Here is a 26,900-nt window from a genome sequence, read left to right as displayed (position 1 = left end):
TGGGATTGTGAAGTATATCCCAGGGTCTTCTCTTATTGATCACTTTGATATTTTAAATGATCCCAAACAGAATGAAACCAATCGTATTGATTGCGAGATTAGCACACATATGTACCATCCAAGAGGCATAGATATTTCCGTTTCTCTCATTGAGCCAGTTGAATAAGACGCCTGCGACAAAGAGGCTGACAATCAGCAATACAAATAATGAAATCGTAAACCAGCTCGTCATCATCGCGATGTGGTAGACTGCAAATGCTCCTGAGCTGAACAAATAGGCAAATCGGCGGCTGGCAAGTTTCTTCAATGTGAGAAATGCAAATCCCCTGAAGAAAAATTCTTCAAGCAATGAATTTACTATGGAAATGTAAATGGCTACTAATACAAAATTGCCCGCGTGAACCCCCATATTATCCTGCAACGCTCCAGTGACTTGGGTAAAATCAAAGTAAGGTCCAATGAGGAAGTAACTACCCAAGATAAATATGAAGACACCTATACCCAGTAATATGGCAAATCGGATACTTTTCTTATCAAATTTGAATAAGGCCCGGAAAGAAACTCCCTTGCTGTAATAGGCATACAATGCCGGTAAGGTGAGAAAGAGTATGATTTTGATAATGGATTTTACGGCGTAATCAGGTTTAAGTACGGCATCGACATAGCCCATGACAGCGCAGCTAAATACAACAATGAGTATGATGCTGATCCAATTTTTTCTTGTGTTTACCATTTAATGTTCTCCCAATAGAATCAATTTCATAATACCTTTAGCTTAGCAGGCATTTCGACAATATTCTCCATGCACGTTGCTAATATAAAAGGAATACAGCGCCGTTTTGATAGCATCGAACTATTAATCTATTATGATCCACCCTATATAATTAATGCTTTGAAATAGTATCAATTTCAACAATAGACCATAGTACATACCATCATAACTTGTTTCAAGCAATACTAACAACTCTAATCTAGATCGATAAGCGAGGAATCGAAATGAAATTATATCCAGAAATTGATGCTTGAGGAGATGAACTCTGTCTTTACAAAAACGTATGAGGGGATCAAACTGAAACCAGAGGATCGAATAGAAATAGACAGGTCCTATACCTCACAGCCGATACAAACCTATCGTTTTAGTTATCATACGCAACCGTAATAAAGAAAAACGCAGTCCAATCCGGCTGCGTTTTTCCTATTTATAGCTCACCATTTACGTCGTATGCTGTCCTGTGTTTGTATCTGTCTTCCTTCATATCTTCTGGTACAGGGTCCTGTTGAAAATGGACGGTAACGATAAAGGTTAATGATAGTGGAATCCCCTTTATATGGAGTAACTCAAGCCATTGAGCAACCCCTTTGTGATAAAAATCAATAACAGTGAAAACCACAAACTATTATACCTTTTCACCAGCAAAATTTCCTTAATATCCTATTTTTTTCTATATGGAATTGATCAAATCAAAATTCATAGGTAAATTTATCTAGAAGTTATTTCGTATCCGCCGCGGGTCAGGTATAATTTGTCTATTAAATATTGCAAGAAGGTGAACGAAGCATGTCCCATGAATCCATTCTCGTACTGGACGACGAGCTTGAGATCAGTGAACTCATCCGATTATATCTGGAGAGAGAACAGTATAACGTAACTACCGTAAGTACCGGGCAGGCAGCCATTCAAGCCGTTTACGAGCTGCGGCCTGATTTGATTATTCTTGATATTCTGCTTCCCGATATGGACGGTTTGGAAATTTGTCGACAGATTAGAGATCATACTCCTGCGCCCATTCTCTTCTTAAGCTGCAAAGGTGAAGACTGGGATAAGATCAGCGGATTGAGCGTAGGCGCTGATGATTACATGACCAAGCCGTTTAGTCCTGGAGAACTGGTTGCCAGGGTCAAGGCACATCTCCGTCGGGTTCATCGACAGCCTCAGCCTGTACTCACCAGCAATGAAGTCATAAATGATACTCATATTCTGAACTTCGGTGATTTGATAATTAATGAATCGACGCATGAAGTACATATTCGCGGAACAGCCGTGCAGCTGTCTGCTACCGAATTCAATATCCTCCATAAACTAGCTTGCCAGCCGGGACGTGTATTCCCTACTGAACAGCTGTTTGACTTTATATGGGGAGCAGATCACTATGGCGACACCAGAACAGTAATGGTACACATCAGCAATTTACGCAAAAAAATCGAAGGAAATCCATCAATGCCGCAATATATCCAGACCGTGCGCGGAGTGGGTTATAAATTCCTCGCACAGCCGGCTGCTCCTAGTTCTCAAGTAATAAAGGGAAGTTTAACATAGAAAGTACTGCCTTGACCGAGTGAACTCTCTACCCAAATCTCACCGTCATGCAATTGAACAATTTCTTTGGCTATAGCAAGTCCAAGTCCACTTCCTCCATACTTTGAATTTCGGGATTTCGAAGCTCGATAGAACCTTTCAAATACATAAGGTATATCTGCTTCCGAGATCCCTACCCCTGTATCCTTCACCTGTACAATTAAATGATGCCCCTCCTCACTCATGACTGCCGACAAAGTAATCGAACCCTCTGGAGACGTATGATTGATGGCGTTACTGATCAAATTCGTAAACACCTGTCCCATTCGCTCCCGATCCACCAAAATTTGCATGTCTTCCCTAGTTGATATATCCATCACAGTAGGATCAAGACTTATAATATATTGGATTCCAGACTGCTCAATATCAAGCTCATACTTCTGTGATAACCACTGTACGAACACCCCTGTATGCATTGGGGTCTTCGTCATGGTTAATTGCTTGGCTTCCATTCGGCTCAGCTGCACCAAATCTTTAAATAATCGTTGTATGCTTAGAACTCTGGAATGAATAACCTTTAAATACTTGCGCTGCTGTTCTTCTTCCGTTACGACACGATCCAGAATAGCTTCAACATAGCCTTGAATTGAAGTCAGCGGTGTTCCAAGATCATGCGATATGTTAGCGAGCAGCTTCCGCCGGTCATTCTCCATCTGCATCAATTCTTCTGTTCGTTCTTTAACCTTATGCTCCAGTGTCGATATCAATTTTGCATGCTCGATGGATATCGCAGCCTGACCTGCCAGCATATGTACAACCATTCTCCGTTCATCGTTAAATACATGAGAAGTAAACCGATTCTCCAAGTACACAATCGCATTTAAAGTACCCTGATGCAGTATCGGAATGCACAAGATGGAACGTACTTCATTGTTTTGTATATACGGATCTTTGACAAACAATCCTTGCCTTGAAGCATCATCAAGCACTACGTCCTCACTTGTCCTCGCTGTATATTGCACTATGGACAATGGAATTTCCTTGTAGATATGGATCTCCTCGGCCGCTGTATGTCTGGCTGTACCATCTCCAACTCTGCCCCCACCTTCCCCTTCAGCTTCTACATAGAGACCCTCAGCTTGTTTAACAACGAGTACGCCTCTCGTTGCTCCTGATATCTGAATTAGGATCGTCATAATTTTTTCAAGCAGCGTCTGAAGCACGATTTCTTGAGATAGAGCTTGAGATACCCCCATTATGGCTTCCAGATCCAGAAAATCTGTCGATATTGTGGTGGTCGTGTTATACGAGCCTGATTTAAATTCTGGATAAGCATCTCCGATTCTTCTCACTTTGTTCACGACACCCCACTGCTCATATAAATGATAAGCCTCCGCCATGGACATTCTGCCAGCCGTCATCCGGCCTTCAGCCACATAGAAGCTTGCCAGGCGTTCAGCGGCGATTGCGTTAAAATGATGAAACCCGTTAACTCGGGCCCCCTCCACCGCCAATTCAAAATTTCTCTCGGCCTGCTTTAACTTTTTCTCAGCACGATACCTTTCCGCTTTGACGAGCAGATAGAGGTGCTGATAGTTCTCAGGTGCTTCTAGCGCCCAGCGATATAATTTGCGTTCACACTGACGCGCTTCCTGAAGCAGCACTTTCCTTCTATCATTGGTTCCATGCTCAATCAGGGAGTATAGGGTTAATGCAGTGTATATTTCATGCTCTACTCTGTGAAACAAACCGAACGAAGCAGCAAGCGCTCCCTTTGATCTTCGTGACATCTCATACGCGGTTTCATAGTCCCCTGATAGGTAGGACAACATCATTTTTTTCATATAAAAGACCTGGATCACGACCTGATTCTGAATCCCCTCAAGTTCTTTGATCCATGTTTCTTCCTCTATTTCACATTCAGAGAGCATAACGTTCGGTCCGTAGCTGTCTATGAGGCGAATATGTGTCTTCCGGACCAATTCAATCATATGTACCGTCTCTGGATTTCCCGTTTGTCTCAAGAAAGGCAGATGCCTGTCCGCTTCTTCAATCCAACGCTCAGAAGGGAGGCCGAGAAAATCATGAGCAAGTAGTATATAAGTTATTGCATAACCCGCAAAGACCAGATCCCCTGCTTCCATTCCGGCATGATAAGATGTCCATAAGTCGTCAACAGAGTTGCGCAAGTGACGTTTCCAAGGAGAAATAAATACGGCAAAGGTAAAATGTGTCTTGCAGCGAAGTCCTGGATGCTTAAACTGGTTGCTAAGCTCTACACCATAACAACCAAGCTCATAGCCACGGCTATATTGTCCGTATCCCGATCCTAACAACAGACCCAATGCGTTATAAGCATTAGACGATTCTGTAAAATTGCCGTGATGGATCGAATACTTGACGATCGTTAGCATCATGTTCAAATATAAAGTCGGATTGACGAAATAAGCAGATGTCGCTGTGTCCATCAGCAGTTTCATCTGACTTCTGTTTTCATCCTGAATCAAGGGAGCGCGTGAGCTTCTCTTTTCTCTGCTTCCTTTCCTAACTCGTTGGAATATAATATCCAAGAGTGACAGATGCAGCGAGCCTTGACCTGGAGCAGAATTTAACTGAAGTCCAAATATATGGTTCAGCCCTTCCATACCCATAGATATCGTTCTTTCGTGTTGTCCGCTCTGCGTATATTGATTAATCATGACGGTGTATACGTCTGCACGGTTGATTGGATTCTTCGCCAGCTTGAGCATATCTGCAAAGCCTTGTTCCGTTTCTTCAAATCTTCCTTGCAGGGAGTTTGATTCCCATCTTCCGAGAAATAAACTGAATGCCAATTCGTAAGAATGCTTCCAATCATGCTCTTCTAGAAGCTCGATGCCGCATGAATACCATTCTGCTGCCGAATCGTATGCACCAGAAGCTTTGGCTTGCTCCGCAGCTAGCTGGAAGATCTGTGCAATGTGCAGCTTCTCCCGCTCGTCCATCAGTAATGGCAAGCCCAGCCGATAATGATGTGCCGATAGAAATAGTCGCTCCTCCCCTTCTCCTGTCGTACTGCGCTCAATGAGTCTCGCAGTCTGAAGATGAATTTGCTGCTTCTCCTCCATATGCAAGAGATGATAGAAGAAATTCCGAATTCGATCATGAAGGAAAGTATATTCGTGTGGTCCAGACGGAGCAATTAATCTTAAGTCAACTAACGGATTCAATTGAAGTTGAAGCTGTGCCTTCTCGATTTGCAATAGATTGGCAAGGAGCTCCGAATCAAATCTGTCAGCGATACATGAAGCATATTTCAACGTTTCCTTCTCGCATTCTTCCAATTGATCAATTCGCTGCAAGAGGAAGCCTGACATCTGGTCAGATACTTTCGTCGTTAACAGCTGTTCTTCATTCCACACCCAGGTTCTTGAATCCTCATCCAAGCTCATCAAATTCTGCTCGATAAGACCATATATAAATTGTTTCACATCAAATGGGATACCTCCGGTATATTCCATCACGATCTTCTGGAAGCGATTCGATTGCTGTATTCCTGACCCAAATGTATCTAGCAGCAGTGCTTTCAATATGTCTTCATCCATAGGAGCCAGTGTAATAAGCTCGGTTCTCTCTATAGTTGAACTAAGCTCTCCCACAAACCATCTAAGTAAATGCTCCTTCTCCCAATCCTCCACACGATACGCACCGATCAGCATCAGTGAAGGAGCGTTTGACGCCGTCATCAAAAAGTGCAAGAGCTGCAGCGAGCCAGGGTCCGCCCACTGAAGATCATCCACGAACCATACAATCGGCCTGTGCTCTGTCAAGCATTCCAGCAGTTGAAATACCGCAAAATGCAGACGATTCTTCGCTTCTGCAGCTGATAGTGCCGTAAGGGATTCCGCTGCATCTTGAGGACCAATAATCCACTCTAATTCAGGCAGCATATGAACAAGCACACGAGTGCTCTCCTTAAGCTTCTGGGTAATTCGATCCCTCCATACAGCAAGCTCATCTTCTGTTTCGGACGATAGGGAGCGTAATATTTCACGCAAGCCTTGAAGTACACCACTGTAAGGAACCTGACGCTTTAAGACATCAAATTTACCGGATACAAACAGTCCTCCGCCAAGGGTAACATCCAGCATCAGTTCTTGGACCAAGCTGGACTTGCCTGAACCAGCAAGCCCGCTTACCATCGCACATTCACTACTTCCAAACTGAAGGCGTTCGTATAGTTTTCTAAGTCTGGCTGCCTCGGTATCTCGACCATACAGGCCGCTTGGTATGTAGAAGACGTCTTTCTTATCCTGATCACCAATGACAAATTCAGTTACGTATCCATGCTCCTCCAGTTGTTTGAGGCAGCAGGATAGATCATGCTCCAAGCCTTGTGCACTTTGATATCTGTCCTCTGGGTTCTTGGACAAACATTTCATAATGATGTCGGACAAGACTGCAGGGATTCGAGCATCCAGATGAGAAGGCGGTATCGGTGTCCGCGCCAAATGACAATACACCCATTCCATCGGCGATTCTGCCTGGAACAGTGGAACACCTGTGAGCATTTCGTAAAAGGTCGCCCCAAGTGAATATAGGTCGGTTCTATAATCCACCATACGGTTCATCCGGCCGGTCTGCTCTGGAGACATATAGGAAAGGGTTCCTTCTAATTGTCCATATGCAGTCGATCTTACATACTCGGATCGAAACCGGCTCGCAATACCCAGATCTGTAATCCACACACTGTAGCTCTCCGGCTCCACAATAATGTTTCTTGGTTTAATATCCTTATGAATAATTCGATGTCTATGCAATTGTCCAACGATGGATGCAATGGAGATTGCAATCTCAAGAGTAGCTTCCAGCGTTAGAGAATTTTCTTTTATTAATTGCTGAAGGGATATGCCCCCATTATCCTCAAGTACGAGTGCATATCCACTATAGTAGGGAATCAATTCAATAGATTTGACGATCCCTTTTATAGGAAGACTGCTGATCATGTCGTATTCTTGCTTCAATCTTTGCCATTCTTCTGCAATAGGAGGTTCTGTTCTTGGTACTTTAAGTATGTATTTCTGATCATTCTTGCTGGACCGCGCTCGAAAAACGCTTGCATACTTCCCGTCATTCAATCGTTCGTAACTGGAATAATCGCCAATTCTCATCTTCTTCACCTTTTCACTTATACTTATGGCAGTGGCTTTGAGATCATTATACGTAAAAGCGTTGTCAGTGAGAAGAAGATTACATCCCATTATTCTACAAAAAATCTGTTTACATTACCCCGAGTTCGGACCACGACATCGAAAAATAATGATTGGACTCTCCCCTGAAAATCATGGCTTGGTTCGTTGGATTCGCCATGATATCGACAATATATCTCGCTCCGAACTTATCCCAACGTTTAATCAGGTTCCCATCGGAATCATACACGACAATGGCCATCCCCATTCGATGATCTGCGTAGCTAAGCGGCCAATAGGTATAGCTATTGGACCTCAATACAGGATAGATATCCTTGGGTTCATAGGTGTCCGGTGAAGACAAACTCAGTGCCTTCAGATCAGCCGGAATTGAGGGCAAGGATTGTATGGGCACTTGTTCTATATGAAAAGCCCGCTGAGGTTCAGGAGAAGCAGTTGGGATAATATCGTCCTCCGTCCATGAAGCACGAGATAGATCTGCTTGCTTCAATTGATGCACAGCATCAGACAGCTGAATCGAGTTTGCCTTAAGGACTGCCGGCTCTGCGAAGTTCCGAATCATATGCTGCACCGCGGTCTCAGTAACGGCATCACCTCGGTCCTGCATTTGATCTAATTCATACTTAATGTAGGTCATAGAGCGGATGATGATATCTAGTCGATTCAAGGCCAGTAGCTTCATTGCTCGAACCTGATTCAGATGATGAACGCTTCTGCGCAGTTTATTTCCCAGAACCATCTGCTCAACCCCTTTGAGTGCAGCACGAATTCCAGCGGCCGCAAGAGATACGACAGCACTCGCAATTAAAGTGCCTGCAGCCAGACCTACGCTAATCTCCCCACCGAAGACTGAGACTGCATTCATATCAGCCATTTCAGAATCCAGTATCCCGGATCTGATGAGGAGAGCTGTAACTTCTGGAGCAAGGAATTGGATTGAGGCCATAACTGCAGCAGCGCTCACCAATAGGTTGGATATTCTTAATGTCGGGCAGCTCATCGCTGAATCATGTTTCAGTTCAGGCACCTTGCATATTTCATGAGCCTTAGTCTCAGGATAGATGTCATGATCTGTATACACCAGGGTTAGTTTATCATGGATCTCATGGCTTAATCCTTTGAAAAGCTCATGCTTCTCCTTCATTTGGTGAAGCAAGGATTCAATATCTGTATACAGCTCGATCCATCTAGCTTTGCGTTTGTGGTTGTTAGAGAATAAATTCGGCATATCATCATCCAACTCTTTCATTATTCTGATCGTGCTCCAACTTGGATTGAGCGATACATGATAGATACGTTTCAAGCTTGTGATATTGGGTGATTCCTCGTCCAATTGCGGGATTGTTCAAGGAATTCACTGGATATCCCGATTCAGGATGAACGTATCCCAGCTCGTAACTCGGCAGCTTCGGAACGATATCGGGCACATTATAAATACGAAACGTACGAGGGACTGCCTGTTCATAGGTCTCTGTGAACACCCGATCCCCCACCATAGGTGAACCAAAAGTGTAAACTTCTGTATCTATATCATAAAAAGCGGCTGCAAAAGCAGTAAGCATGGCTAATGCACCACCAAGACTATGGCCTGCAACAGTCAATTGAGAAGCATTCATTTCCTCAACATATGTAGTGAGCATCTGCTCCTTATTTGTAGCGGTACAGCATACCTTCAAGGAACGATACATCCTTGCGAATCCTTCCTCCACCTTGCCAATTCCCCCCGGTTCAGTATAGGACAGCAGGAAGAAATCGAAAACATCAGCCCATTCCAGCGCCTTGGCTGTCCCGCGAAATACGATCGCTTGTATTGAAGGATCGGTGATCGACTGAGCGATACAACCGATACATTGTTCCGAATGCCATTGAAATTTGGAAGGCTCAAGCGTAATATTCGCAATGATGCGCCAGTTGGATGGAGTAGAAATTTTAGGAAAAGCACTCGCATTTGACGAACCGGCATCTCCTGTATATAAAGCCTTAATCATGTTCCCCCACCGCATTGCCTCATCTCGATTAAGCAAGGGCTTAACCATAATTTACAGCTCCAATATGAGCTTCAATGACTCGTATCGTTTCGCCCATCGTTGAAGAGATCAGCTCTATACGCTCGATCCACTCCCCGGTCATCTCCTGTTCAAGCCTCAGTGCAAATACATGCAGAACGGAAGGTGCTAATAATGCATTATCTTTAACGGGAATAGGGATATATACCTCACTTGTTACCGTTATCGGAGAACCCGGCTCAACTCTCCAGTCGTATCCGGTTGAACCCGAATCGTCTCTGACAGCAACAAACGTTTCCTCCCCTTTCGCCAATCTGACGATGACTTTTGTCACAGGAATTGATGGGGTATGCATCATAATCTTCCTTTCTATAATGGGGATCATCACTTAGTACTTATGATCTTACAAGAATCGGTTAAAGCTACGTTCAAGCCAATCTAAAGATTAGTTAAAGATCGTTCTTAAACGCTCTTTAACATAAGTTAAACCATCACTTTAAAATGATGTGCATACTTTATCACGTAAAACGGCTAATTCTGAGTATAAAAAAACACCGTCTTTTACAAGACGATGCTTCGAGAATTAAGCAATTATAATTTTCCGTCCCATGGAAGTCCCTTGTGATATCGGTGACGGTCATGTGCATGCCATGGTGCCAAATAATCAACACCAAGAAGATCAAATTCATACATCTCCCATATCTTGCATTGCTTCTGGCTAGAGCCGGCTGCATGAAGAACGGCATTCACCGCTCTTCTCCCTGCCTCATTAGCACCTTCCATCGTAGCGAGATCTGTATTGGTCTTAACATAGTCGGATGCGAGGAATAGATTTGGAATGGAGGTATATGCATTCGGGCGAAGCTCCCAAGTCCCTACTTCATTTATTAAGAGTGGCTCCAGATTAACCGTATGATGTGGATTCTCAAAATGGATATCTGTATCCAAGAACCATGAATGAAGCACTTCATCATGCAAAATGATGCTGTCCACATTTAATCCTCTTTTTAACTGCTCCCATACTTCTTCTTTGATCTCCTCCGGTGTACAATCCATAGCCGGTTTACGAATATGTATTCCTTCCGTTTCCCAATCGGATATATCTACTGATAATACGCCTCTAACTTGTCCATCCCCATAACTGCTCCAATCGAATCCATCCCAGAATTGTGCCTGCGATATTGAGGTTAACGACCATGGAGAATCAAAATACATTACATGGCCTGGGGCCACAGGGACATCTTCCTTCAAATAGAATTGAATTCCGTTCATCCAGTCAATGGACTTCGATAGCACCCGGATGTTCGCTAATTCATGATGAGCCGCTGCCATTTCATTCGTAATAAATTCCGACATAATCTCGACTGGAAATGCAGCTACATAATAATCAGCTGTAATCGTGCTGCTCTCTCCATTCTTGATCACCGAAACTCCAGAGATTTGACCGTTCTCATAATGAAACTCTGTCACTTGCGCCTCAGTTTCGTACAACGCTCCTTTGCTCTGTATATAATGAACCCACGCGTCAATCCAGCGATTATTCGTAGGACCATCCAGTATACGTACAAACGACAAGCCTGGTGTCAGAACATCCAGTGTCATCTGTGCAGCAACTGTACCGACTGTTTTGGTATTCGCCTTGGTGGACTTACAGGCTACCAGCGTCTTCGTAATATTCCCAAACACTTTGCGGAAGGCTGGAGAAAATTGATCTGCTTCAATGAAGTCCCACCAAGGGATATCCTGATATTCATTCTCCCGTCTCTCGTCACAGCTGGTCATCACCTGCCATAGCTTGGATGTATATTGCTCCAGATCGGCTTCCGTTAAGCCAAGACCATTATCAAATAGCAATTTGATTAAATCTCTTAAATCATCAAGTGAGAATTTCATTTCCGTCACGAGTGGAACGAGTGGATGTGTGTCTGTTGAGATGTCAAGACGAGGCACTTCCACCAGATTATCGTACACCATCTTCCCATTTTCATAAGGGATTTTCTTCATTGAGTCTATGACATGTCTATAAAACTTCGGGAACAACCGAAATCCGTGCTCACCCGGAAGATCAGAACGATCCCCTACACCAGAACCGGAATATGGCATGCTGCGAGCTTTCCCCCCTGGGATTGCTTTGAATTCGTACACCTCAACTTCAAACCCCCGATCGACCAGCTCATGCGCTGCTGTTAGACCTGCAACTCCTCCACCTAATACTGCCACTTTCTTGCCCATACTTCCCCTCCCCATGTTATCTGAAGTTTCATTCTTCCTCATCATAGCAAATTTCGACAAAAAAGTGTTTCAAATATTTTGATGGATAGAAGTAGTCTCATCATTCGATCAGTTGTCTAAATCATGAGATGGTTTCATATTTTTCAGTAAGACTCTATTTCATTTAATGGTTATTTTTATCCTCGAGATCCTGCTTATTCTTATCCGGTTCTTTGGTCATCTTCTCGAATACGACCCTGCCTATCAAGATTAGTGCGATAATACCTATCGCAAAAAATACACCTGCATACACTAAACGTTCCTCCCCATTCCCTCATCATCTATGAGGTTGTCTACATTGTATTATAACCTTCTTCCTACTGGAGATGATTGAACACTATGTGAAATCAAACGATATTAAAAAAAGCACTCACGACAACTTTAGATTGTAGTCGTGAGTGCTCGTAATATGTTGAATCTACTTATTGCGGTGTATTATTTCGTCTCCAGAACCTTGTCAGCGGACTCCATCCATTGGAAATGGAAGGTTCCTTCCTTGTCCACACGATTGAACGTATGGGCGCCGAAGTAATCACGCTGTGCTTGCAATAAGTTCGCCGGGAGACGCTCTGTGCGATAGCTGTCATAGTAGGCTAACGCAGAAGCAAAGGCAGGAACCGGAATGCCATATTGAACAGCAATAGAAACCACTTGTCTCCAAGCTTCCTGATAGTTGTTCACAACCCAGCCGAAGTAATCATCCAGCAGCAGATTTTTCAGCTCCGGATTCTTATCGTAAGCTTCCTTGATATTCTCGAGGAAACGGGCACGAATAATGCAGCCTCCTCTAAAGATCATGGCAATACTTCCGAAATTCAGGTTCCAATTGTACTCTTCTGATGCGGATCGAAGCTGTGCAAAACCTTGGGCGTAAGAAGCAATTTTGCTCGCATACAGAGCTTTGCGAACGGCTTCGATAAATTCTTTTGTATCCCCATCATAAGGTTTGGTATCAGGACCTTTTAGAATTTGGCTAGCCTGTACGCGCTCTTCCTTCATCGCAGACAGGAAGCGTGCAAATACAGATTCCGTAACAATGGAGAGTGGAACTCCCAGATCTAGAGAGCTTTGACTCGTCCATTTACCGGTGCCCTTCTGACCTGCCGCATCCAGAATAACATCCACCATCGGCTTGCCCGTATCAGGATCTTGTTTGGAGAAGATATCGGCTGTAATCTCAATCAGATAGCTGTCCAGTTCACCGCGATTCCACTCGGTAAAGATCTCATGCAGCTCATCCGTACCCAGATGAAGTACATCCTTCAAGAGGTGATATGCCTCACCGATCAGCTGCATATCGCCGTATTCGATACCATTGTGAACCATCTTCACATAATGGCCGGAGCCACCTTCTCCGATATAGGTCGAACAAGGATCTCCGTTTACTTTTGCAGAAATTCCGGTAAGGATGGGCTCGACGAGCTCATAAGCATCTCTTTGTCCGCCTGGCATGATGGCTGGCCCTTTAAGTGCCCCTTCTTCACCGCCGGATACACCAGCGCCGATAAACCGCAGCCCTTTGGCAGCAAGCTCTTGATATCTGCGTTCTGTGTCAGGGAAATAGGCGTTTCCGCCGTCAATTAATATATCTCCCTCTTCCAAGTGAGGTACGAGCTGCTCAATAAGCGCATCCGTCGGTTCACCTGCTTTGACCATCATCATGATCTTACGCGGTGTTTCAAGAGATGCAACAAATTCCTCGATACTGTATGTGCCTACAAAATTTTTGCCTTCGGCTTCTGCAAGCAGTTCTTTCGTCTTCTCAGACGACCGATTGTACAGTGCTACAGAGAATCCTTTGCTCTCCATATTCAAGGCCAAATTTTTACCCATGACGGCAAGACCAGCCACTCCGATTTGTTGTTTGCTCACGAATCTCTTCTCCCCCTGTATACTTGAATTACTTCACGCTTTTTTGCCAATCTGCTGCGAACTTATCAAGACCTTGATCCGTTAATGGATGCTTCGAAATTTGCTCAATGACAGAGAAAGGTACAGTAGCGATATGGGCTCCAGCCATAGCTACACGTGTTACGTGATCCGGATGACGAACAGAAGCTGCGATAATTTGTGTGTCCAAGCTGTGCGTACGGAACAATTCAGCTACTTTGGATACCAATTGAACTCCATCTTCAGAGATATCATCCAGACGGCCAAGGAATGGTGAAACATAAGTTGCACCTGCACGAGCAGCAAGAAGTGCTTGGTTCACCGTGAATATTAATGTAACGTTGGTTTTAACACCTTTATGAGCAAGATAACGGCATGCTTCAAGACCTGCGAGGGTCATTGGCAGCTTGATCGTTATGTTCTTATCGTTATTGTTGATCTTAATGAGCTCATTCGCTTGTTCGATCATCTCTTCAGCAGACACCGCGTCAGGAGTTACTTCCGCAGATACAGATTCCACATCAGGTACAAGTTGCAGGATTTCCTCGATCCGATCCTCGAATTTCACGCCTTCTTTGGCTACCAAGGATGGATTCGTTGTTACTCCAGATAATACTCCGATTTTATAAGCCTTTTTAATATCCTGTACATTCGCTGTGTCAATAAAGAATTTCATTTGTATAGCCTCCTGTAATGTGTATTGGGATGGATTTGGTAATACTCGATGCGCTTGGGATTAATGAACAATCCCGATTTACAAAATAATCTGCAGCTGAATGAATCTCACATCCTATAATATACTGAAGATTATGAGATTCATTCAGCCTGAACAGAACTTACCCAAAATTTATCCTACAATAACTTGTGCAACGGGAGTAGCTGCTGAAGATTCATCTTCAGCTGTTCTCGCAGTCTCATTTAAGACAAAGGTCTCATCCGGCTCATCAAACCACCAGCGATAACCGTCTTGAGCAAGCATTTCGTTCGCTGCTGCCGGACCATGTGAACCCGCAGGGTACGGATGAAGCGGCACTTCATTCTCCGCAAAAGCCTCCAGTATCGGTTGAACCCACTTCCATGAGAGCTCCACTTCATCCCAGTGGACGAAGAAGGTGGAGTCGCCAATCAAGGCATCGTTGATCAATGTCTCGTAAGCTTCAGGCGCTTCGGTCCGGTCAGGGTACAGATCAATGTTGACTGGCTTGAATCCACCTTGATGTTCATGGTCCTTCGTATTCAGCTGCAGCGTGATTCCTTCATCCGGTCCAATATCAAAGATCAACAGATTTGGCGTAATGGATTGTTGTGTGCTTCCGAGTGATTTAATCGGATCTTTAAATTCGACAACCATGCGTGTGTGCTTGGATTTCAGACGTTTGCCCGTACGGATATAGAACGGAACTCCACGCCAGTAGTAGTTGTCAATGTTCAGCTTGGCTGCGATAAACGTATCGTTTATCGAGTCTTCTGCAATACCCGGCTCAGAAGTATAACCTTGAACTGGCGTACCATGGAGTGTTCCTGCAGCGTATTGACCGCGCACGATGCGTGTGGCTACATCCTGTCTCTGCAGTGGTTCAATGGCTTCAAGCACCTTTTTCTTCTTCAATCTGACATTCTCCGCTGTGGTGCTGTTCTGAGGTACTTGGATGGCCAGCATCATGAGCAGCTGCAGCATATGATTCTGGAACATATCCCGTACAGCGCCGACATGATCATAATAGCCTGCACGTTCTTCTACCCCAACGGTTTCATCAGCTGTAATCTGAACGTTTGCGATGTAACGATTGTTCCACAAGGCCTGAATTACCGGGTTCGCCTGCTGTAATGCTTCAAGACGCTGAACCATCGGCTTGCCAAGATAATGGTCAATTCGATATATTTCCTCTTCTGCGAATGCCTCGCTAAGCTGAGCATTGAGCACCCGAGCCGAAGCCAGATCATGTCCGAAAGGCTTCTCGATCACAAGTCTCTTCCAGCCCGTAACCTCACCAAGCCCGCTGTTCTCAATTTGGGATGAGATCGTTCCGAAGAACTCAGGTCCTACAGAAAGGTAGAACAATCGATTTACAAGGCCTTCATGACCTTGTTCCCATGCTTCAACACGTCCTTTTAATTGAACAAAGTCCTCTTGTTTATCAATATTCAAAATATTAAAGCCGAATAAGCTTAGAAATGCTTGTAAGGTTTGATCTTCCTTCACTTCAAACCGATAAAAATCATAAAGAGATTGTTTAACATGGGCCTGGAAGGTTGCATCAGATAAGCTCCTTCTCCCAAGTCCAATCAGAGAAAATGCCTCCGGCAGCTTTCCGTTCAGGAACAAATGATAAAGTGCAGGATATATTTTTCGTTTGGCCAAATCGCCTGTAGCTCCAAACAATACAAAAGTTGTAGGATTCACTTCCATTATCTCCTTCCTGCTGAGAATGCACAGTAACCGAATATTTGGTATTGCCTGTGATCATCTCTGGTATCTATTTCTTAAATACACTATAATACAAAGCACAGTTATACATGTAATTAATATATTTCAGAGGAGATATAGACCACATCTATGACAAATAATTATGAACTATACAAAGTTTTCTATTGGGCTGCGAAAACAGGGAGTTTAACCCAGGCAGCAAAAGCGTTGTACCTTACCCAACCCAGTGTAAGCCATGCCATCAAACAGCTTGAAGAGAGCTTTGGTGTGACACTCTTTCACCGTACTTCCAAGGGAGTTAATCTAACACAGGAAGGAACAATTCTATTTTCATATATTGAACAGTCTCAAATTATGATCTCACTTGCTGAGGAAAAAATGGCTGCATTAAAAAACCTGGACAGCGGGGAGCTTCGAGTCGGGGGCAGCGATTCGTTATTTAAACACTACCTGCTTCCATTTCTTGAGGACTATCACGCTAAATACCCGAGCGTCAAGCTGCATCTAAACCATGGAACTACACCCGAGGTGATCTCATACCTCAAAGAAGGCCGCATCGACCTTGGTGTCGTCAGAATGCCAATCGTCGATTCTCATATTGAAGTATCCGAAAGCATCCAACTGCAGGATTGTTTCGTCGCTGGAGAGCATTATGCGGAGCTCAAAGGGGTACAGCTGTCTATGGAAGAGCTGATGGAATATCCCGTCATTTTATTCTCCCGCAACAGCCGGGCTCGAATGGCAGTCACTGAGCTGTTTGAACGATATGGATATGAGTTGAAACCTGAAATTGAAGTCGGAAGCGTGGATTTACTCATTGAATTTGCCCGAAGAGGTCTGGGTATTTCATATGTCACACGTGAATTCGTGTCTAAAGAGCTGAGAGAAGGATCCTTATTTGAAATTGAACTAGACATCAAGCTGCCTCCATCCAAGGTAGGCGTCATGATTATGCGTAATATGCCTATATCCAGTGCAGCAACAAGGTTCCTTGAAATGGTGAGGTGAGTCAAGGCCGGGTATATAAATGTATACTCAGCGTACAGGAGGATCTGATCTGCGTTTGGCATGAAGAACACATTTTCTGAATATTAAAATACCTTTATGAAAAAGTTAATAAGAAGTTCACAATTTATTGAATGAATTATTAAATATTTAACAAACAAACATTTTTACCTTAAAAATTGGTATGCTGTATACAGTTGAACTAAAGAAGATTTAACAGCAAAAATGTAACATTCAGGCTAGACAGTAGATCAAATTTAGTTCAATCTATATAGATATACTAATTTAATCATAGAAGTGAGTGGAATTATGAGTACAATTAATAATAGTTCAGGATCAAGTGCAGCAGCGGATGTTCAATCCCTGCCACAGGTTTTCTTTGCGACCATTAAGACAGGAATCATAAAATCAAATCTCATCGCGATGTTCGCCGGACTAAGTATGGCGCTCTATGTATTCAATGTTTCGTTTATTGACCATTTGGGCGCTATTGTCTTGTCGATTATTGGTTCATCGCTCGTTATCGGTTCTGCCGGTACATTTAACAATCTGTATGATCGGGATATCGATGCCATCATGCAGCGAACCAAGGATCGCCCGACAGTAACCGGCAAAGTGGATACAAAGTCAGGTTTAATTCTCGGATTCCTAATGAGTATTCTCGGTATATTACTTCTCTATTTGAGTTCACCACTAGCCGCATTTTTTGGATTTCTCGGATTATTCCTATATGTCGTGCCTTACACGATGTGGACGAAGCGGACAACCATTTACAATACGGAAGTAGGTAGTATCTCTGGAGCAGTTCCGCCACTCATTGGCTGGTCTGTCATCTCGAACGAGCTCGGACACTTCGAAATCTGGGCCTTGGTTATAACAATGCTCATATGGCAGATGCCTCATTTTTATGCAATTGCTATCCGTCGTTTAGACGAGTACAAAGCAGCTGAAGTACCAATGCTCCCAGTCGTAAAAGGAATTAAGCGAACTTATCTCCAAACCAATTTTTATCTGATCCTGCTCACGGCTTCAAGTGCCCTATTCTGGCCATTTAACCCGTACATTGCTGGAATTGCCTTTGCTCTAAGTCTTGCCTGGTTAATCTTCAGCCTGGTAAGCTACCGCAAATCAGACATTACGAGCTGGGCTAAGAAGATGTTCATCTTCTCCTTGAATCATATGACATTATTGTTCCTGATCGTGATTATCTTCTCTCTGATTGCCCAAATGCTAAGATAGTACGAAATTTCAGTTAAAATTGCTCCCTTAAATAACAAAGCCCTAAGTTTTTTCTTTAACATAGAAGAAAATACTTAGGGCTTTTACATTTGGAATTTTATGTATTGTAATAGAAGCAAATTCATTGCTCATGTGACTCGCATCACAGCTAAAACTCTTTTCCTCTATAATCTCCTGAGCAAGCTCATCAGGTCGCTTAATGGTATTTCATCATTAATCCCGAATTTGCGATCCATTCCATAGACTCAGGATGATCGGTATTCATTTTTGGTAGTTTCGACGATAATTCAAGCTCAACGTCATTAAAAGCAGCTTCCTTATACTGATCCCGTCTCCGTTTGTCTCACGCCTCCAAAGCTCGTATTACTTCCCGGACCTCAGTTTGTAGTGTATGCAATCCATCCTTTTTCAAATTCTTGTAAACTAGCTTGCATGTTCAACATCCTTTCCTGAATCATCCTATGTCTTAGATATATTCAGTGAAGGTTCGTTAGGCAACTGCCCGTATGCTTGTTATGTTCCTATGACATGTGAGGATATTTACTCTTAAAGGATGTTTAACCAGTCAAGTCATATGAGATTGCATAGAATATAGCATGATCAGCAAGGAGGTGGATTACATGAGCGGATATGAATATGTTGGCGGTGCTTACAACGGAGGTTACGGCAACAGCGTTGCTGCCATTCTTGTATTGTTCATTTTGCTAGTCATCATCGTAAAGGCTTTTAAAGGATATTAATAAGTAAATGGATTCAAAGAATACGCCCATCCGATTGTATATCGGATGGGCTTTGCTATTGAGATATTCGGTTGTGGATGAGTAGATGAAGCAGTTTCGCTACTTCCTGTCATTTTTTGATTACTACTAGTCTCGTGATTATACTTACTATAACGTTCAATATCATTCTCATGTGTATTCCTCTTATACTGATCCATACCCATATTCACATCATTCTTCACCTTAACGATCGCTCCCCAGCCTGAAATGAACAACAGGAGTACCCCCATTAATGCATATGCAATCGTAAAGTATATCTAGCTCGTATTTTATGTGCTCGTGGTAATACGACCCATTTAGTTGAAAGTTCCAATATTACATAATTTAAGTGAAGAGACAAGATTTCATCAAAAAACTGCACCTCTATTGCTGGTAAGGGTACCTAGCAATACGGTGCAGTTCCATTTTTTAAATAGCTGCTAATCAAAAGGAATCGGTACAATCTTATTATAGGTTTTAATATAATGATATCCACCAAGAATCAATGATTCTGGTTGGTCCGTGGTATTAAATGAATAGGTTCGCTCCCACAGGATGTTTCCATTGTTTAAGTCCCATGGACGCTCGGAAGAAATGGACGATACGGGAACCTCAGTACCGCCTGCTTGTACAAATATATTGTCATTTTCCAGAATCGTAAATTGTTTAGTAGCCATCACGATATCATAACCTGTATCCGTTTTGCTCACACTTCGAATCCATAGTTTCTCACTTCCCATTTTAATGGATTGATCGGAAGGTGAGACAAGAGAGATTGTTTCCTGTTGATTATGATAACCGCTGGAATTTTTAAGTATTAGCTCAAGACTTCTGATCTCGTCCGTTGGTAGCGCATCAAATCCAAGTTCAAATTCGCTAAGGCCAGTAGCTGCGTCATATTGTGACTCCATGAAGTCAAAATTCATTTCAATTCCATTTACGTAGAGAAGTGTCGTTCCAAAAAACCAAGGTTGCCGCTCCTGTGCCCATTCTTCATCCATTTTAATATGTCCTTTAATGACGGTAGAGGTTAGTGAAGCTGTAATAGACTCATAATATATTTCTCCCTGATCGACAGCAACTGATTTTGAGATTTTTTCTTTAACCAAGCTCTTCATTGCTTTGCTGGTATCAAATTTAAATGAAATCGGATATGTCTCACGTTCCCCATTTTTTTGGAATTCATAAAAAGTCACGGTTAATGTTCTAGACAAAGGACTAACGGATTCAAAACGTTGTATTCCATGGAGTACGGTTTCGTCCTCACTGTAATCATTACTGCCTTCTTCGGGAGATGAATTGGTCATGAAGCCTTCTATATGGTCTACGCCGAAACGAGATGAATCCCTTCTGATTATTTCTCCTTCTGGAGCCTTAATGGTGTAGTACATAGAGAACGAGTTATCATCGGCGATTACCCTATCCACTGTAATAAGCGTACCATCATCTAGTGTTGTACTCTTATTGACCTCCTGCCCGTATCCCTCTGTGGCAGCTTCTGAGAAGCTGGAGGCATTCAGCCCCATATTGAACAACTCGTTTCCATAATAGGTCAATGCCGGATATTGATAAGTTCCAACGATAAGCACTAACGCTGCTGCGGTGAGCCCAAACCACAGGACGACTTCATTCTTCTTCTTTTTGTTCGGAACACGGTCTAGTGCATTACGAAGTCTGTCCTCCAGCTCTGACGGTGCCAGCATTCTTTCAGAGGTCTGCTTGTGTTCTTGTAATCTCTCCTCGATCGTTCTCATAACGATCACCTCCGATCGTAGATTTCAGTTTAACTAGACCCTGTGAGATTCTTGATTTGATCGTACCAATCGGTGCACCTGTCATGTCCGCAATGGTCTGATAAGGAAGGTCATGTATATAGCGAAGCTCGATCGCTTCACGCTGACGTGGATTTAGCTTGGATAGAAGCTCTTTCATATCTGTCTCAGACTCAAAGTGAAGATAAGGATCAACTTCAGTCAGATTAGCTATGAAAGACTCCTGTTTTCCTTCAATGAGAATAAGTTTATCTTTTTTTCGAAGTGCTGATTTGCAGTGGTTTACAAGTATCGTTTTACTCCAGCTGTAGAATGCCTCCCTCTTCTGCAATTGCTCAAGCTTCTCATAGAGAGTTATGATCATATCTTCCATGGCATCCATTGCATCATGCTTATTTCCCATATACTTATAGGCAAGACGATAATAAGCGTCCTGTTCTGCTAAGATGAGCTGTAGTAAAGCTTCTTTGTTCCCCCTTTGGGCTTGTCTAACAAGACGGCTTATATTCATGGTCTCCCCCCTTTTCTAAATAAGAGATATTAACAGCAAATAAAGTTCATTTTGAAACAAAAAAAAACAAAAATCAGCCGATCCAGATTCATTTTCTCTTTATATAAAATTCTTGCTCCCATTGCTTTTGAATTTCTTCATCTTTATCCGAATGTTCCCTGTCATTAGGGGTAAACTACGGTCGAGGTGAAAAACATATGAGAAAATGGCTAATCATGCTCCTTATCATTTTATTGATTAATGGAATTTGTATAGCTGAAATTAACGCCACTCCCGATCCACCTGAAGAATCAAACCAAATGGAACAAAACAGCACTATAGAACCGTTTAGACGAGGCGGATTTCGATCACCAAGAGGAACCTATAACCCCGGAATCCGAAATCCCAATCGTACAAATCCATCTAGACAGGATAATAACGTGAATAATCCATCCCAACCAAGAACGACACCTGCAACAAGAACGGGTTTTGGTGGTTTTGGCGGCTTATTCGGCGGTCTGGCTCTAGGCACAATTATAGGATCACTGTTTAATCCGTTTGCCGGATTCTCACTTGGTGCCCCTATACTTTCCCTACTCAGTCTGGCTTTGTGGATCGTCGTAATTATCGCCGTCGTTCGTTTGTTTCGCAGGAAGAAAGAATATTAGGAATGACGGATTGTTGCCTATAAATTCCGCCATCAGCAAATTCATTAAAGAGAAACAATTAATATAACAAATTTGTACAATTAAAAAGGATGACTTCAGATGAAAACCGAAGCCATCCTCTATTATTTGATTAAATATATCCTTTATCCAATAACTCTTGGCTTTGTTGGATCGCAATTAGGGCTCTGAATCTCACCCAGTGCAGCCAGCTTCGATAGATAATAACATTCTTCTCGATACATATGATCCGGCATTAACGGATTTATTCGATCCAGCACTTCCCCGCGCAGCTCAAATTCCTCAAGCTCGGCTAGAAAGTGCATGAATACCTTCATTTCAAGGTCTACATCCGCATGAAATTTCGTCAATGCTGGGAAGTCCTTTAAATGGGTACGTAAATATCCAGCCATTTCCACGGATTTGAGATAAAACCCTTTGAAATTTTTCTGAAAAGCATTACTTTTTTTAATGAGCTGCATTTCTGCAAAATCTAAATCGGCAGCGAGACTGGCTGCATGTCCATATGCATCCTGTAACCAAAGCATATCATAATGCAGCGGATGAAATAGAGGAACACCTTTCCCTTCAAGCAATGATTTTAATATTCGCTGATATTCCTCTAATTCATTCACCATGTGGTTAATGAAGGAGGGCGTCAGAAGTATATCTACTTTACCTTCAAGCTGACGTTTCAGTAAATTCAGTTTGAAATTTCGAAGTTCTTGAGTGGCACCATTTGCTTCATGCGTTAGATTTGAGATATTTGTCGATGTATTCGAACGTCTCGCCTCATCGAGCAGCACATCAAATCGGTTCATCAATCGTTCAGCGATGGCGATATCAGCTTTTTCTTTAGGTGAGAGTGCAGTAAAAATAAACCGACAATGATCACCAAGAATTTGCAGCCAAAACCGATGCTCATATAAAGCATCCTCCATCCATTTCATCCTCCTCTCACAGCCGTTATTCACCAAATATATGCTGCTTGAGGCTATGTAGAACGCTAGTAGAACTGTAAATTATTTTTAATAGATCGTTAAAACCTCATATCCATATGCACCGTCTGCCAAACAGGGTCATTCTCGTACAATCGTTCACTGAAGCCTTTTGCTGTCCAGAATGGAATGGCCCCTGGTAAGAAAGCATGCGTATGTAAGTATAACGTTTCATAACCAGCTTCCCGGCTAAAGGCCGTCGCAGCTTCAAATAAGGCGGTACCAATGCCTGAACGGCGGCAAGTCGAATCTGTGTAACACTTGACGACTTCGGCGGTTGTTGTAAAGTCATAGACTCCTTCAATCTGTTTCAGCCTTCCATCGTAAGGACAAATTCCGATTGTACCAAGCACTGAACCATCCTCGGATATAGCAGCAAAAACAGCAGCATTTTTTCTAAGCACATAATACTGCTCGAATTGATCCAAGTCCTGGGGAAGCTGTTCCGTTGACAGCATAGGAAATACTTCCTTCCTTATTTTCATGACAAATGCGATAACTTGATCATAGGGCTCTGCTTCAATCTTTTGTATCGTATAAGCATGCGCTAATCTGATCTTACTCATATATGCTCCTTCTGTTTGCATGTATTATTGCAGAGTTGTTGTATGCTACAAATTACTTGCAACTATATATTAAGATAAAATATTTGCAGTAAAAAGTACAACAATTAAGGCAGCTATCTTTTTCCCATAAAAAAAGAAGCCCCTCAAAATTCACACTCTCAAGGACTTCTCTTTTAATTTATTGCAGCTTAGGGAATGGATCTTTAAATTCTCTCCAATTGGAATGAAGCTCTTCCTCAGTTAATAGCGCTGTATCCAGGCTCTTTTCAATTTCCTCACGATCCATATCAATTCCAATGAACACAATCTTCGTAATCCGATCTCCCCACACCTCATCCCAATCAGGAATGTCAGGGATCTTTCCGTTAAAATGAAAATTGATTTCTTCTTGGCTTAGTGAAGCAATCCAAACTCCTGCGGGAGAGAGTTGTTTCGATGTACCTGCATGACTATACGAAATGGCCATATGATTCCGAGTGGCTAACCACATTAAGCCTTTGGATCGGACAATCGAGGATGGATATTTAGAAATCCAGCGAAGCAGCCGTTCTGGATGAAACGGAACCTTTCGCTTGTACACAAATGAGTGAATCCCGTATTCTTCTGTTTCAGGCACATGCTCTTCCTTTAACATCTCCTTAATCCAACCCGCAGACTGGCTAGCTTTATCGAAGTTGAATCGACCTGTATTTAGTATATCTCTGGGATCAATGCGTCCTTGTACTGAATGAATGAGCTTCGCCTCTGGTTGTAAGGCAGTCAGTGCCTTCTCAAGACGAGTCAACTCCTCTTTAGAAATAAGATCTACCTTATTAAGGATTAGTACGTCGCAGAATTCGACCTGATCCGTTAATAAGTGTACAATTCCACGTTGATCTTCCTCACCGACTGCCTGACCGCGGTCCCTTAAAGATTCCTTAGAATTAAAATCGATCCAGAACTGAGCAGCATCCACCACCGTAACCATGGTATCCAGTCTTGTATACTGAGTTAGATCAATCCCATTCTCCTCATCCACATAGCTGAACGTTTGAGCAACCGGAACAGGTTCTCCAATGCCCGTTGATTCAATAAGTATGTAGTCAAATTTCTGTTCTTTAGCAAGACGTTCTACTTCTACAAGAAGGTCCTCACGCAGCGTGCAGCAGATACAGCCATTGGACATCTCGACTAATTTCTCATCCGTACGAGATAATCCACCTCCATCTCGTATCAGATCAGCATCGATATTGACCTCGCCCAGGTCATTAACGATCACTGCTACTCTAAGACCCTCTCGATTGTTTAACACGTGATTCATAATTGTTGTCTTCCCGGCTCCTAAATAACCGCATAATACGGTAACGGGAATTCTACCATCTTGTGCTGCTGAGGTTTGGAGGTTCATATTATCGCTTCCTTTCCATTCATATAGCGCAGAATTAACTACACAAGGTCTATCTGAGTAAAAATAAGGCTCCTTTACAGGTAAGGAGCCCCATCTTAGCTAACATAAACTTCTTCTGCGGTTTAGTTTACCAGCTTGATTTTTTCACACCTGGGATTTGACCCTTGTGTGCGAGTTCTCGGAATACAATTCGGGATACACCGAATTTACTAATATATCCTCTCGGTCTGCCGCTCACCGCGCAGCGATTATGAAGACGTGTAGGAGAGGAATCCCGAGGCAGCTTCTGCAGGGCTTCATAATCTCCCTTTTCTTTTAACTCCCTGCGTTTATCCGCATACTTTTGCACCATCTGCTGTCTTTTCAGCTCTTTTACTACTTTTGATTTTTTCGCCAATACAAATAACCTTCTTTCAACAATATTCTATGTTTTACAACTACGTATGGTTCATTTCGCAAATTCCGTTATGGAGTTGTTCCTTTTAGCGAGTTTCACGATGTAACGTGTATCTTTTCAATCTTGGACTATACTTTTTCATTTCCAGTCTTTCAGGGTGGTTCCGTTTATTCTTCGTTGTTGTATAATTCCGATCACCTGTTTCGGTGCAAGCCAAAGTTACGATCACTCTCACTGAATTCACATCCCTTAATTCATTTTGTTATTTTGCCAAAGACCAGATTGGCACTTAAGCTCTGTTTAGATAATGCTTAAGATTACTGCTTATATTTACTTCTTGTGCTGTAATCTCTGTTTAAACTTATCAACACGTCCGCCAATTTCCGCATTCTTTAGTTTTCCTGTGAAGAAAGGATGTGACGCTGAGCTTGAGTCTACACGAATGACGGGATAGGTATTACCATCCTCCCACTCCATTAGCTCCGATGAGGTCTTTGTAGAACCACTGAGAAATTTATAGCCTACACTTGCGTCCAAGAAAATAACGGTTTGATACTTTGGATGTATACCATTTTGCATCATAATCCTGCCTTTCTATGTGTGTATTATTGTTCATTTCATTTATTCGTAATTATTACGATTAATAAAGATTAAATTACACCATAATCTCGCTTCTGTCAACCTTAGCAACAAGAAACGAAACTCGGTATTTCTATTGTTCTAGCTTTAGTGAACCATGGTGTGTGGAAAATAGTCATGAAATGCATTCTTTATTTTGGTATAGTCCATGCTGCACTCTTCAATAATGACTTTGCGTTTGGCTTTAATAATAACCTGCTCCATATCTGCAAAGCTGCAGCCCTTTAACAACTGAGCGGCCTGTTTAATCATAGAAGATTCAATAGGTTCATTCCCCAATAGCTTGGATAGATAGCTTCTGCACTCCGTCTCCTCAGGTAAATCATAATGCATCCGGGTATCAAATCTGCGCCATATGGCATGATCCAGCTCGGCCTGAAGATTCGTTGCGGCCACAAATATGCTGTCGCCATCGAATTCATCCAGACACTGTAACAGTGTATTCACGACACGAGCCATCTCTTTCACTTCGTCGATAGAATCTCTTGCCCTGGCGATCGCGTCCACTTCATCCAAGAAGAGCACACAGGAGAGCGACTTCGCATATTCGAATATTTTGCGCAAATTACTGCCTGTCTCCCCTAAATGACTGTGAATAATTGCATCCAAACGAACCATGATGAGTGGAAGATCCAATTGCTCTGCAATGTAAAAAGCGGTAAGTGTCTTCCCCGTGCCCGGCGGACCAAACATCACCATCTTATTCGGCATCGGAACATCAGCAGCTTCAAATTTATCTCGTAATTGTTGAATATGGAGAAACTCATCAACGATCTTAGAGTTAGTTTCATTAAGTACGATATGCTTTACCTTTTTGCGGCATTCTGCAGCAGTGTATACGGAAGCAGCATCAATACCTTTTGATTTAGGCAGCATTTTCGATTTATTTTTCTGTTGACCCATC

The 26,900-nt window shown here is 42.7% G+C and carries 24 protein-coding genes; 5 read left to right on the top strand and 19 right to left on the bottom strand.

Annotation, left to right across the window (positions count from 1 at the left end):
• Positions 1–52: 52 nt before the first annotated feature.
• Positions 53–733, bottom strand: a complete 681-nt coding sequence (locus ACFQ3J_RS05835) for a CPBP family intramembrane glutamic endopeptidase (protein WP_091156913.1) — start codon at positions 731–733, stop codon at positions 53–55.
• An 825-nt stretch (positions 734–1,558) separates the two neighbouring features.
• Here ACFQ3J_RS05835 and ACFQ3J_RS05830 point away from each other — a divergent pair.
• Positions 1,559–2,317: a response regulator transcription factor gene (locus tag ACFQ3J_RS05830; protein WP_251581483.1), complete on the top strand. Its 759-nt coding sequence runs from the start codon at positions 1,559–1,561 to the stop codon at positions 2,315–2,317.
• On the opposite strand, the gene ACFQ3J_RS05825 is transcribed toward ACFQ3J_RS05830, so the two are convergent.
• The 9 genes from ACFQ3J_RS05825 to zwf all read right to left on the bottom strand — a co-directional run bounded on the left by ACFQ3J_RS05825 (position 2,290) and on the right by zwf (position 16,056).
• Entirely contained in the window at positions 2,290–7,446 is a 5,157-nt protein-coding gene (locus ACFQ3J_RS05825) for a protein kinase domain-containing protein (protein ID WP_251581482.1), read from the bottom strand. The genes ACFQ3J_RS05830 and ACFQ3J_RS05825 overlap by 28 nt on opposite strands.
• Positions 7,447–7,555: 109 nt before the next feature.
• A complete protein-coding gene (locus tag ACFQ3J_RS05820) occupies positions 7,556–8,734 on the bottom strand; it encodes a hypothetical protein (RefSeq protein ID WP_251581481.1) in 1,179 nt (392 codons plus the stop codon).
• Positions 8,718–9,473 (bottom strand): lipase family protein, encoded by a 756-nt coding sequence (locus ACFQ3J_RS05815; protein WP_251581480.1) that lies wholly within the window; start codon positions 9,471–9,473, stop codon positions 8,718–8,720. The genes ACFQ3J_RS05820 and ACFQ3J_RS05815 overlap by 17 nt, the downstream gene beginning before the upstream one ends.
• A gap of 40 nt (positions 9,474–9,513) precedes the next feature.
• Positions 9,514–9,849 (bottom strand): hypothetical protein, encoded by a 336-nt coding sequence (locus ACFQ3J_RS05810; protein WP_251581479.1) that lies wholly within the window; start codon positions 9,847–9,849, stop codon positions 9,514–9,516.
• Between the two features lie 233 nt (positions 9,850–10,082).
• Positions 10,083–11,723 carry a hydroxysqualene dehydroxylase gene (locus ACFQ3J_RS05805; RefSeq protein ID WP_091156927.1) on the bottom strand — a complete coding sequence of 547 codons (1,641 nt, stop codon included), beginning with the start codon at positions 11,721–11,723 and terminating at the stop codon, positions 10,083–10,085.
• Positions 11,724–11,886: 163 nt separating this feature from the next.
• The gene (locus ACFQ3J_RS05800; protein WP_285849965.1) at positions 11,887–12,015 is read right to left on the bottom strand and encodes a hypothetical protein; all 129 of its coding nucleotides are present in this window, start codon (positions 12,013–12,015) and stop codon (positions 11,887–11,889) included.
• 182 nt (positions 12,016–12,197) lie between these two features.
• Entirely contained in the window at positions 12,198–13,634 is a 1,437-nt protein-coding gene (gene gndA / locus ACFQ3J_RS05795; protein ID WP_251581478.1) for an NADP-dependent phosphogluconate dehydrogenase, read from the bottom strand.
• 28 nt (positions 13,635–13,662) lie between these two features.
• Positions 13,663–14,328 (bottom strand): fructose-6-phosphate aldolase, encoded by a 666-nt coding sequence (gene fsa, locus ACFQ3J_RS05790; RefSeq protein ID WP_091156931.1) that lies wholly within the window; start codon positions 14,326–14,328, stop codon positions 13,663–13,665.
• A 171-nt stretch (positions 14,329–14,499) separates the two neighbouring features.
• Positions 14,500–16,056 (bottom strand): glucose-6-phosphate dehydrogenase, encoded by a 1,557-nt coding sequence (gene zwf, locus ACFQ3J_RS05785; protein ID WP_251581477.1) that lies wholly within the window; start codon positions 16,054–16,056, stop codon positions 14,500–14,502.
• Between the two features lie 153 nt (positions 16,057–16,209).
• Here zwf and ACFQ3J_RS05780 point away from each other — a divergent pair, with 153 nt between their 5' ends.
• The 3 genes from ACFQ3J_RS05780 to ACFQ3J_RS05770 all read left to right on the top strand — a co-directional run bounded on the left by ACFQ3J_RS05780 (position 16,210) and on the right by ACFQ3J_RS05770 (position 19,064).
• Positions 16,210–17,088, top strand: a complete 879-nt coding sequence (locus ACFQ3J_RS05780; RefSeq protein ID WP_091156934.1) for a LysR family transcriptional regulator — start codon at positions 16,210–16,212, stop codon at positions 17,086–17,088.
• Between the two features lie 306 nt (positions 17,089–17,394).
• Positions 17,395–18,324: a heme o synthase gene (cyoE, locus tag ACFQ3J_RS05775; protein ID WP_251581476.1), complete on the top strand. Its 930-nt coding sequence runs from the start codon at positions 17,395–17,397 to the stop codon at positions 18,322–18,324.
• 620 nt (positions 18,325–18,944) lie between these two features.
• Positions 18,945–19,064 carry a YjcZ family sporulation protein gene (locus ACFQ3J_RS05770; RefSeq protein WP_139236973.1) on the top strand — a complete coding sequence of 40 codons (120 nt, stop codon included), beginning with the start codon at positions 18,945–18,947 and terminating at the stop codon, positions 19,062–19,064.
• 458 nt (positions 19,065–19,522) lie between these two features.
• Here the strand turns inward: ACFQ3J_RS05770 and ACFQ3J_RS05765 are convergent, their stop codons facing one another.
• Complete coding sequence (locus tag ACFQ3J_RS05765; RefSeq protein WP_251581474.1) at positions 19,523–20,836, bottom strand: DUF4179 domain-containing protein; 1,314 nt, start codon at positions 20,834–20,836, stop codon at positions 19,523–19,525.
• Positions 20,790–21,365 (bottom strand): RNA polymerase sigma factor, encoded by a 576-nt coding sequence (locus ACFQ3J_RS05760; RefSeq protein ID WP_091156947.1) that lies wholly within the window; start codon positions 21,363–21,365, stop codon positions 20,790–20,792. The genes ACFQ3J_RS05765 and ACFQ3J_RS05760 overlap by 47 nt, the downstream gene beginning before the upstream one ends.
• A 197-nt stretch (positions 21,366–21,562) precedes the next feature.
• Between ACFQ3J_RS05760 and ACFQ3J_RS05755 the strand changes: the two genes are divergently transcribed.
• Positions 21,563–22,012 (top strand): hypothetical protein, encoded by a 450-nt coding sequence (locus tag ACFQ3J_RS05755; RefSeq protein ID WP_091156948.1) that lies wholly within the window; start codon positions 21,563–21,565, stop codon positions 22,010–22,012.
• A gap of 143 nt (positions 22,013–22,155) precedes the next feature.
• Here the strand turns inward: ACFQ3J_RS05755 and ACFQ3J_RS05750 are convergent, their stop codons facing one another.
• The 7 genes from ACFQ3J_RS05750 to ACFQ3J_RS05720 form a co-directional block, all read right to left on the bottom strand.
• Positions 22,156–22,950, bottom strand: coding sequence for a DUF2935 domain-containing protein (locus ACFQ3J_RS05750; RefSeq protein WP_251581473.1), 795 nt, complete (start codon positions 22,948–22,950; stop codon positions 22,156–22,158).
• A gap of 98 nt (positions 22,951–23,048) precedes the next feature.
• A complete protein-coding gene (locus ACFQ3J_RS05745) occupies positions 23,049–23,573 on the bottom strand; it encodes a GNAT family N-acetyltransferase (RefSeq protein WP_251581472.1) in 525 nt (174 codons plus the stop codon).
• A gap of 178 nt (positions 23,574–23,751) precedes the next feature.
• On the bottom strand, positions 23,752–24,960 hold the full coding sequence (locus tag ACFQ3J_RS05740) for a GTP-binding protein (RefSeq protein ID WP_251581471.1): 1,209 nt from the start codon (positions 24,958–24,960) through the stop codon (positions 23,752–23,754).
• 127 nt (positions 24,961–25,087) lie between these two features.
• A complete protein-coding gene (gene rpsN, locus ACFQ3J_RS05735; protein ID WP_076313792.1) occupies positions 25,088–25,357 on the bottom strand; it encodes a 30S ribosomal protein S14 in 270 nt (89 codons plus the stop codon).
• Positions 25,358–25,442: 85 nt separating this feature from the next.
• Positions 25,443–25,592, bottom strand: a complete 150-nt coding sequence (rpmG, locus tag ACFQ3J_RS05730) for a 50S ribosomal protein L33 (protein ID WP_076313791.1) — start codon at positions 25,590–25,592, stop codon at positions 25,443–25,445.
• A gap of 95 nt (positions 25,593–25,687) precedes the next feature.
• Positions 25,688–25,936: a type B 50S ribosomal protein L31 gene (locus tag ACFQ3J_RS05725; protein WP_091159149.1), complete on the bottom strand. Its 249-nt coding sequence runs from the start codon at positions 25,934–25,936 to the stop codon at positions 25,688–25,690.
• 147 nt (positions 25,937–26,083) lie between these two features.
• On the bottom strand, positions 26,084–26,899 hold the full coding sequence (locus ACFQ3J_RS05720) for an AAA family ATPase (RefSeq protein ID WP_091156956.1): 816 nt from the start codon (positions 26,897–26,899) through the stop codon (positions 26,084–26,086).
• Position 26,900: the final 1 nt, after the last annotated feature.

Origin of the sequence: Paenibacillus provencensis (genome assembly GCF_042678545.1) — a bacterium.
Lineage (GTDB): Bacteria > Bacillota > Bacilli > Paenibacillales > Paenibacillaceae > Paenibacillus > Paenibacillus provencensis.
This window is presented reverse-complemented; position numbering and strand designations above follow the sequence as displayed.

What these genes read in the sequence shown, in the direction of transcription:
- ACFQ3J_RS05835 (WP_091156913.1), bottom strand. Translation starts at nt 733, where the DNA reads ATGGTAAACACAAGAAAAAATTGGATCAGCATCATACTCATTGTTGTA.
- ACFQ3J_RS05830 (WP_251581483.1), top strand. Translation starts at nt 1,559, where the DNA reads ATGTCCCATGAATCCATTCTCGTACTGGACGACGAGCTTGAGATCAGT.
- ACFQ3J_RS05825 (WP_251581482.1), bottom strand. Translation starts at nt 7,446, where the DNA reads ATGAGAATTGGCGATTATTCCAGTTACGAACGATTGAATGACGGGAAG.
- ACFQ3J_RS05820 (WP_251581481.1), bottom strand. Translation starts at nt 8,734, where the DNA reads ATGAAAGAGTTGGATGATGATATGCCGAATTTATTCTCTAACAACCAC.
- ACFQ3J_RS05815 (WP_251581480.1), bottom strand. Translation starts at nt 9,473, where the DNA reads ATGATTAAGGCTTTATATACAGGAGATGCCGGTTCGTCAAATGCGAGT.
- ACFQ3J_RS05810 (WP_251581479.1), bottom strand. Translation starts at nt 9,849, where the DNA reads ATGATGCATACCCCATCAATTCCTGTGACAAAAGTCATCGTCAGATTG.
- ACFQ3J_RS05805 (WP_091156927.1), bottom strand. Translation starts at nt 11,723, where the DNA reads ATGGGCAAGAAAGTGGCAGTATTAGGTGGAGGAGTTGCAGGTCTAACA.
- fsa (WP_091156931.1), bottom strand. Translation starts at nt 14,328, where the DNA reads ATGAAATTCTTTATTGACACAGCGAATGTACAGGATATTAAAAAGGCT.
- ACFQ3J_RS05780 (WP_091156934.1), top strand. Translation starts at nt 16,210, where the DNA reads ATGACAAATAATTATGAACTATACAAAGTTTTCTATTGGGCTGCGAAA.
- cyoE (WP_251581476.1), top strand. Translation starts at nt 17,395, where the DNA reads ATGAGTACAATTAATAATAGTTCAGGATCAAGTGCAGCAGCGGATGTT.
- ACFQ3J_RS05770 (WP_139236973.1), top strand. Translation starts at nt 18,945, where the DNA reads ATGAGCGGATATGAATATGTTGGCGGTGCTTACAACGGAGGTTACGGC.
- ACFQ3J_RS05765 (WP_251581474.1), bottom strand. Translation starts at nt 20,836, where the DNA reads ATGAGAACGATCGAGGAGAGATTACAAGAACACAAGCAGACCTCTGAA.
- ACFQ3J_RS05760 (WP_091156947.1), bottom strand. Translation starts at nt 21,365, where the DNA reads ATGAATATAAGCCGTCTTGTTAGACAAGCCCAAAGGGGGAACAAAGAA.
- ACFQ3J_RS05755 (WP_091156948.1), top strand. Translation starts at nt 21,563, where the DNA reads ATGAGAAAATGGCTAATCATGCTCCTTATCATTTTATTGATTAATGGA.
- ACFQ3J_RS05750 (WP_251581473.1), bottom strand. Translation starts at nt 22,950, where the DNA reads ATGGAGGATGCTTTATATGAGCATCGGTTTTGGCTGCAAATTCTTGGT.
- ACFQ3J_RS05745 (WP_251581472.1), bottom strand. Translation starts at nt 23,573, where the DNA reads ATGAGTAAGATCAGATTAGCGCATGCTTATACGATACAAAAGATTGAA.
- ACFQ3J_RS05740 (WP_251581471.1), bottom strand. Translation starts at nt 24,960, where the DNA reads ATGAACCTCCAAACCTCAGCAGCACAAGATGGTAGAATTCCCGTTACC.
- ACFQ3J_RS05725 (WP_091159149.1), bottom strand. Translation starts at nt 25,936, where the DNA reads ATGCAAAATGGTATACATCCAAAGTATCAAACCGTTATTTTCTTGGAC.
- ACFQ3J_RS05720 (WP_091156956.1), bottom strand. Translation starts at nt 26,899, where the DNA reads ATGGGTCAACAGAAAAATAAATCGAAAATGCTGCCTAAATCAAAAGGT.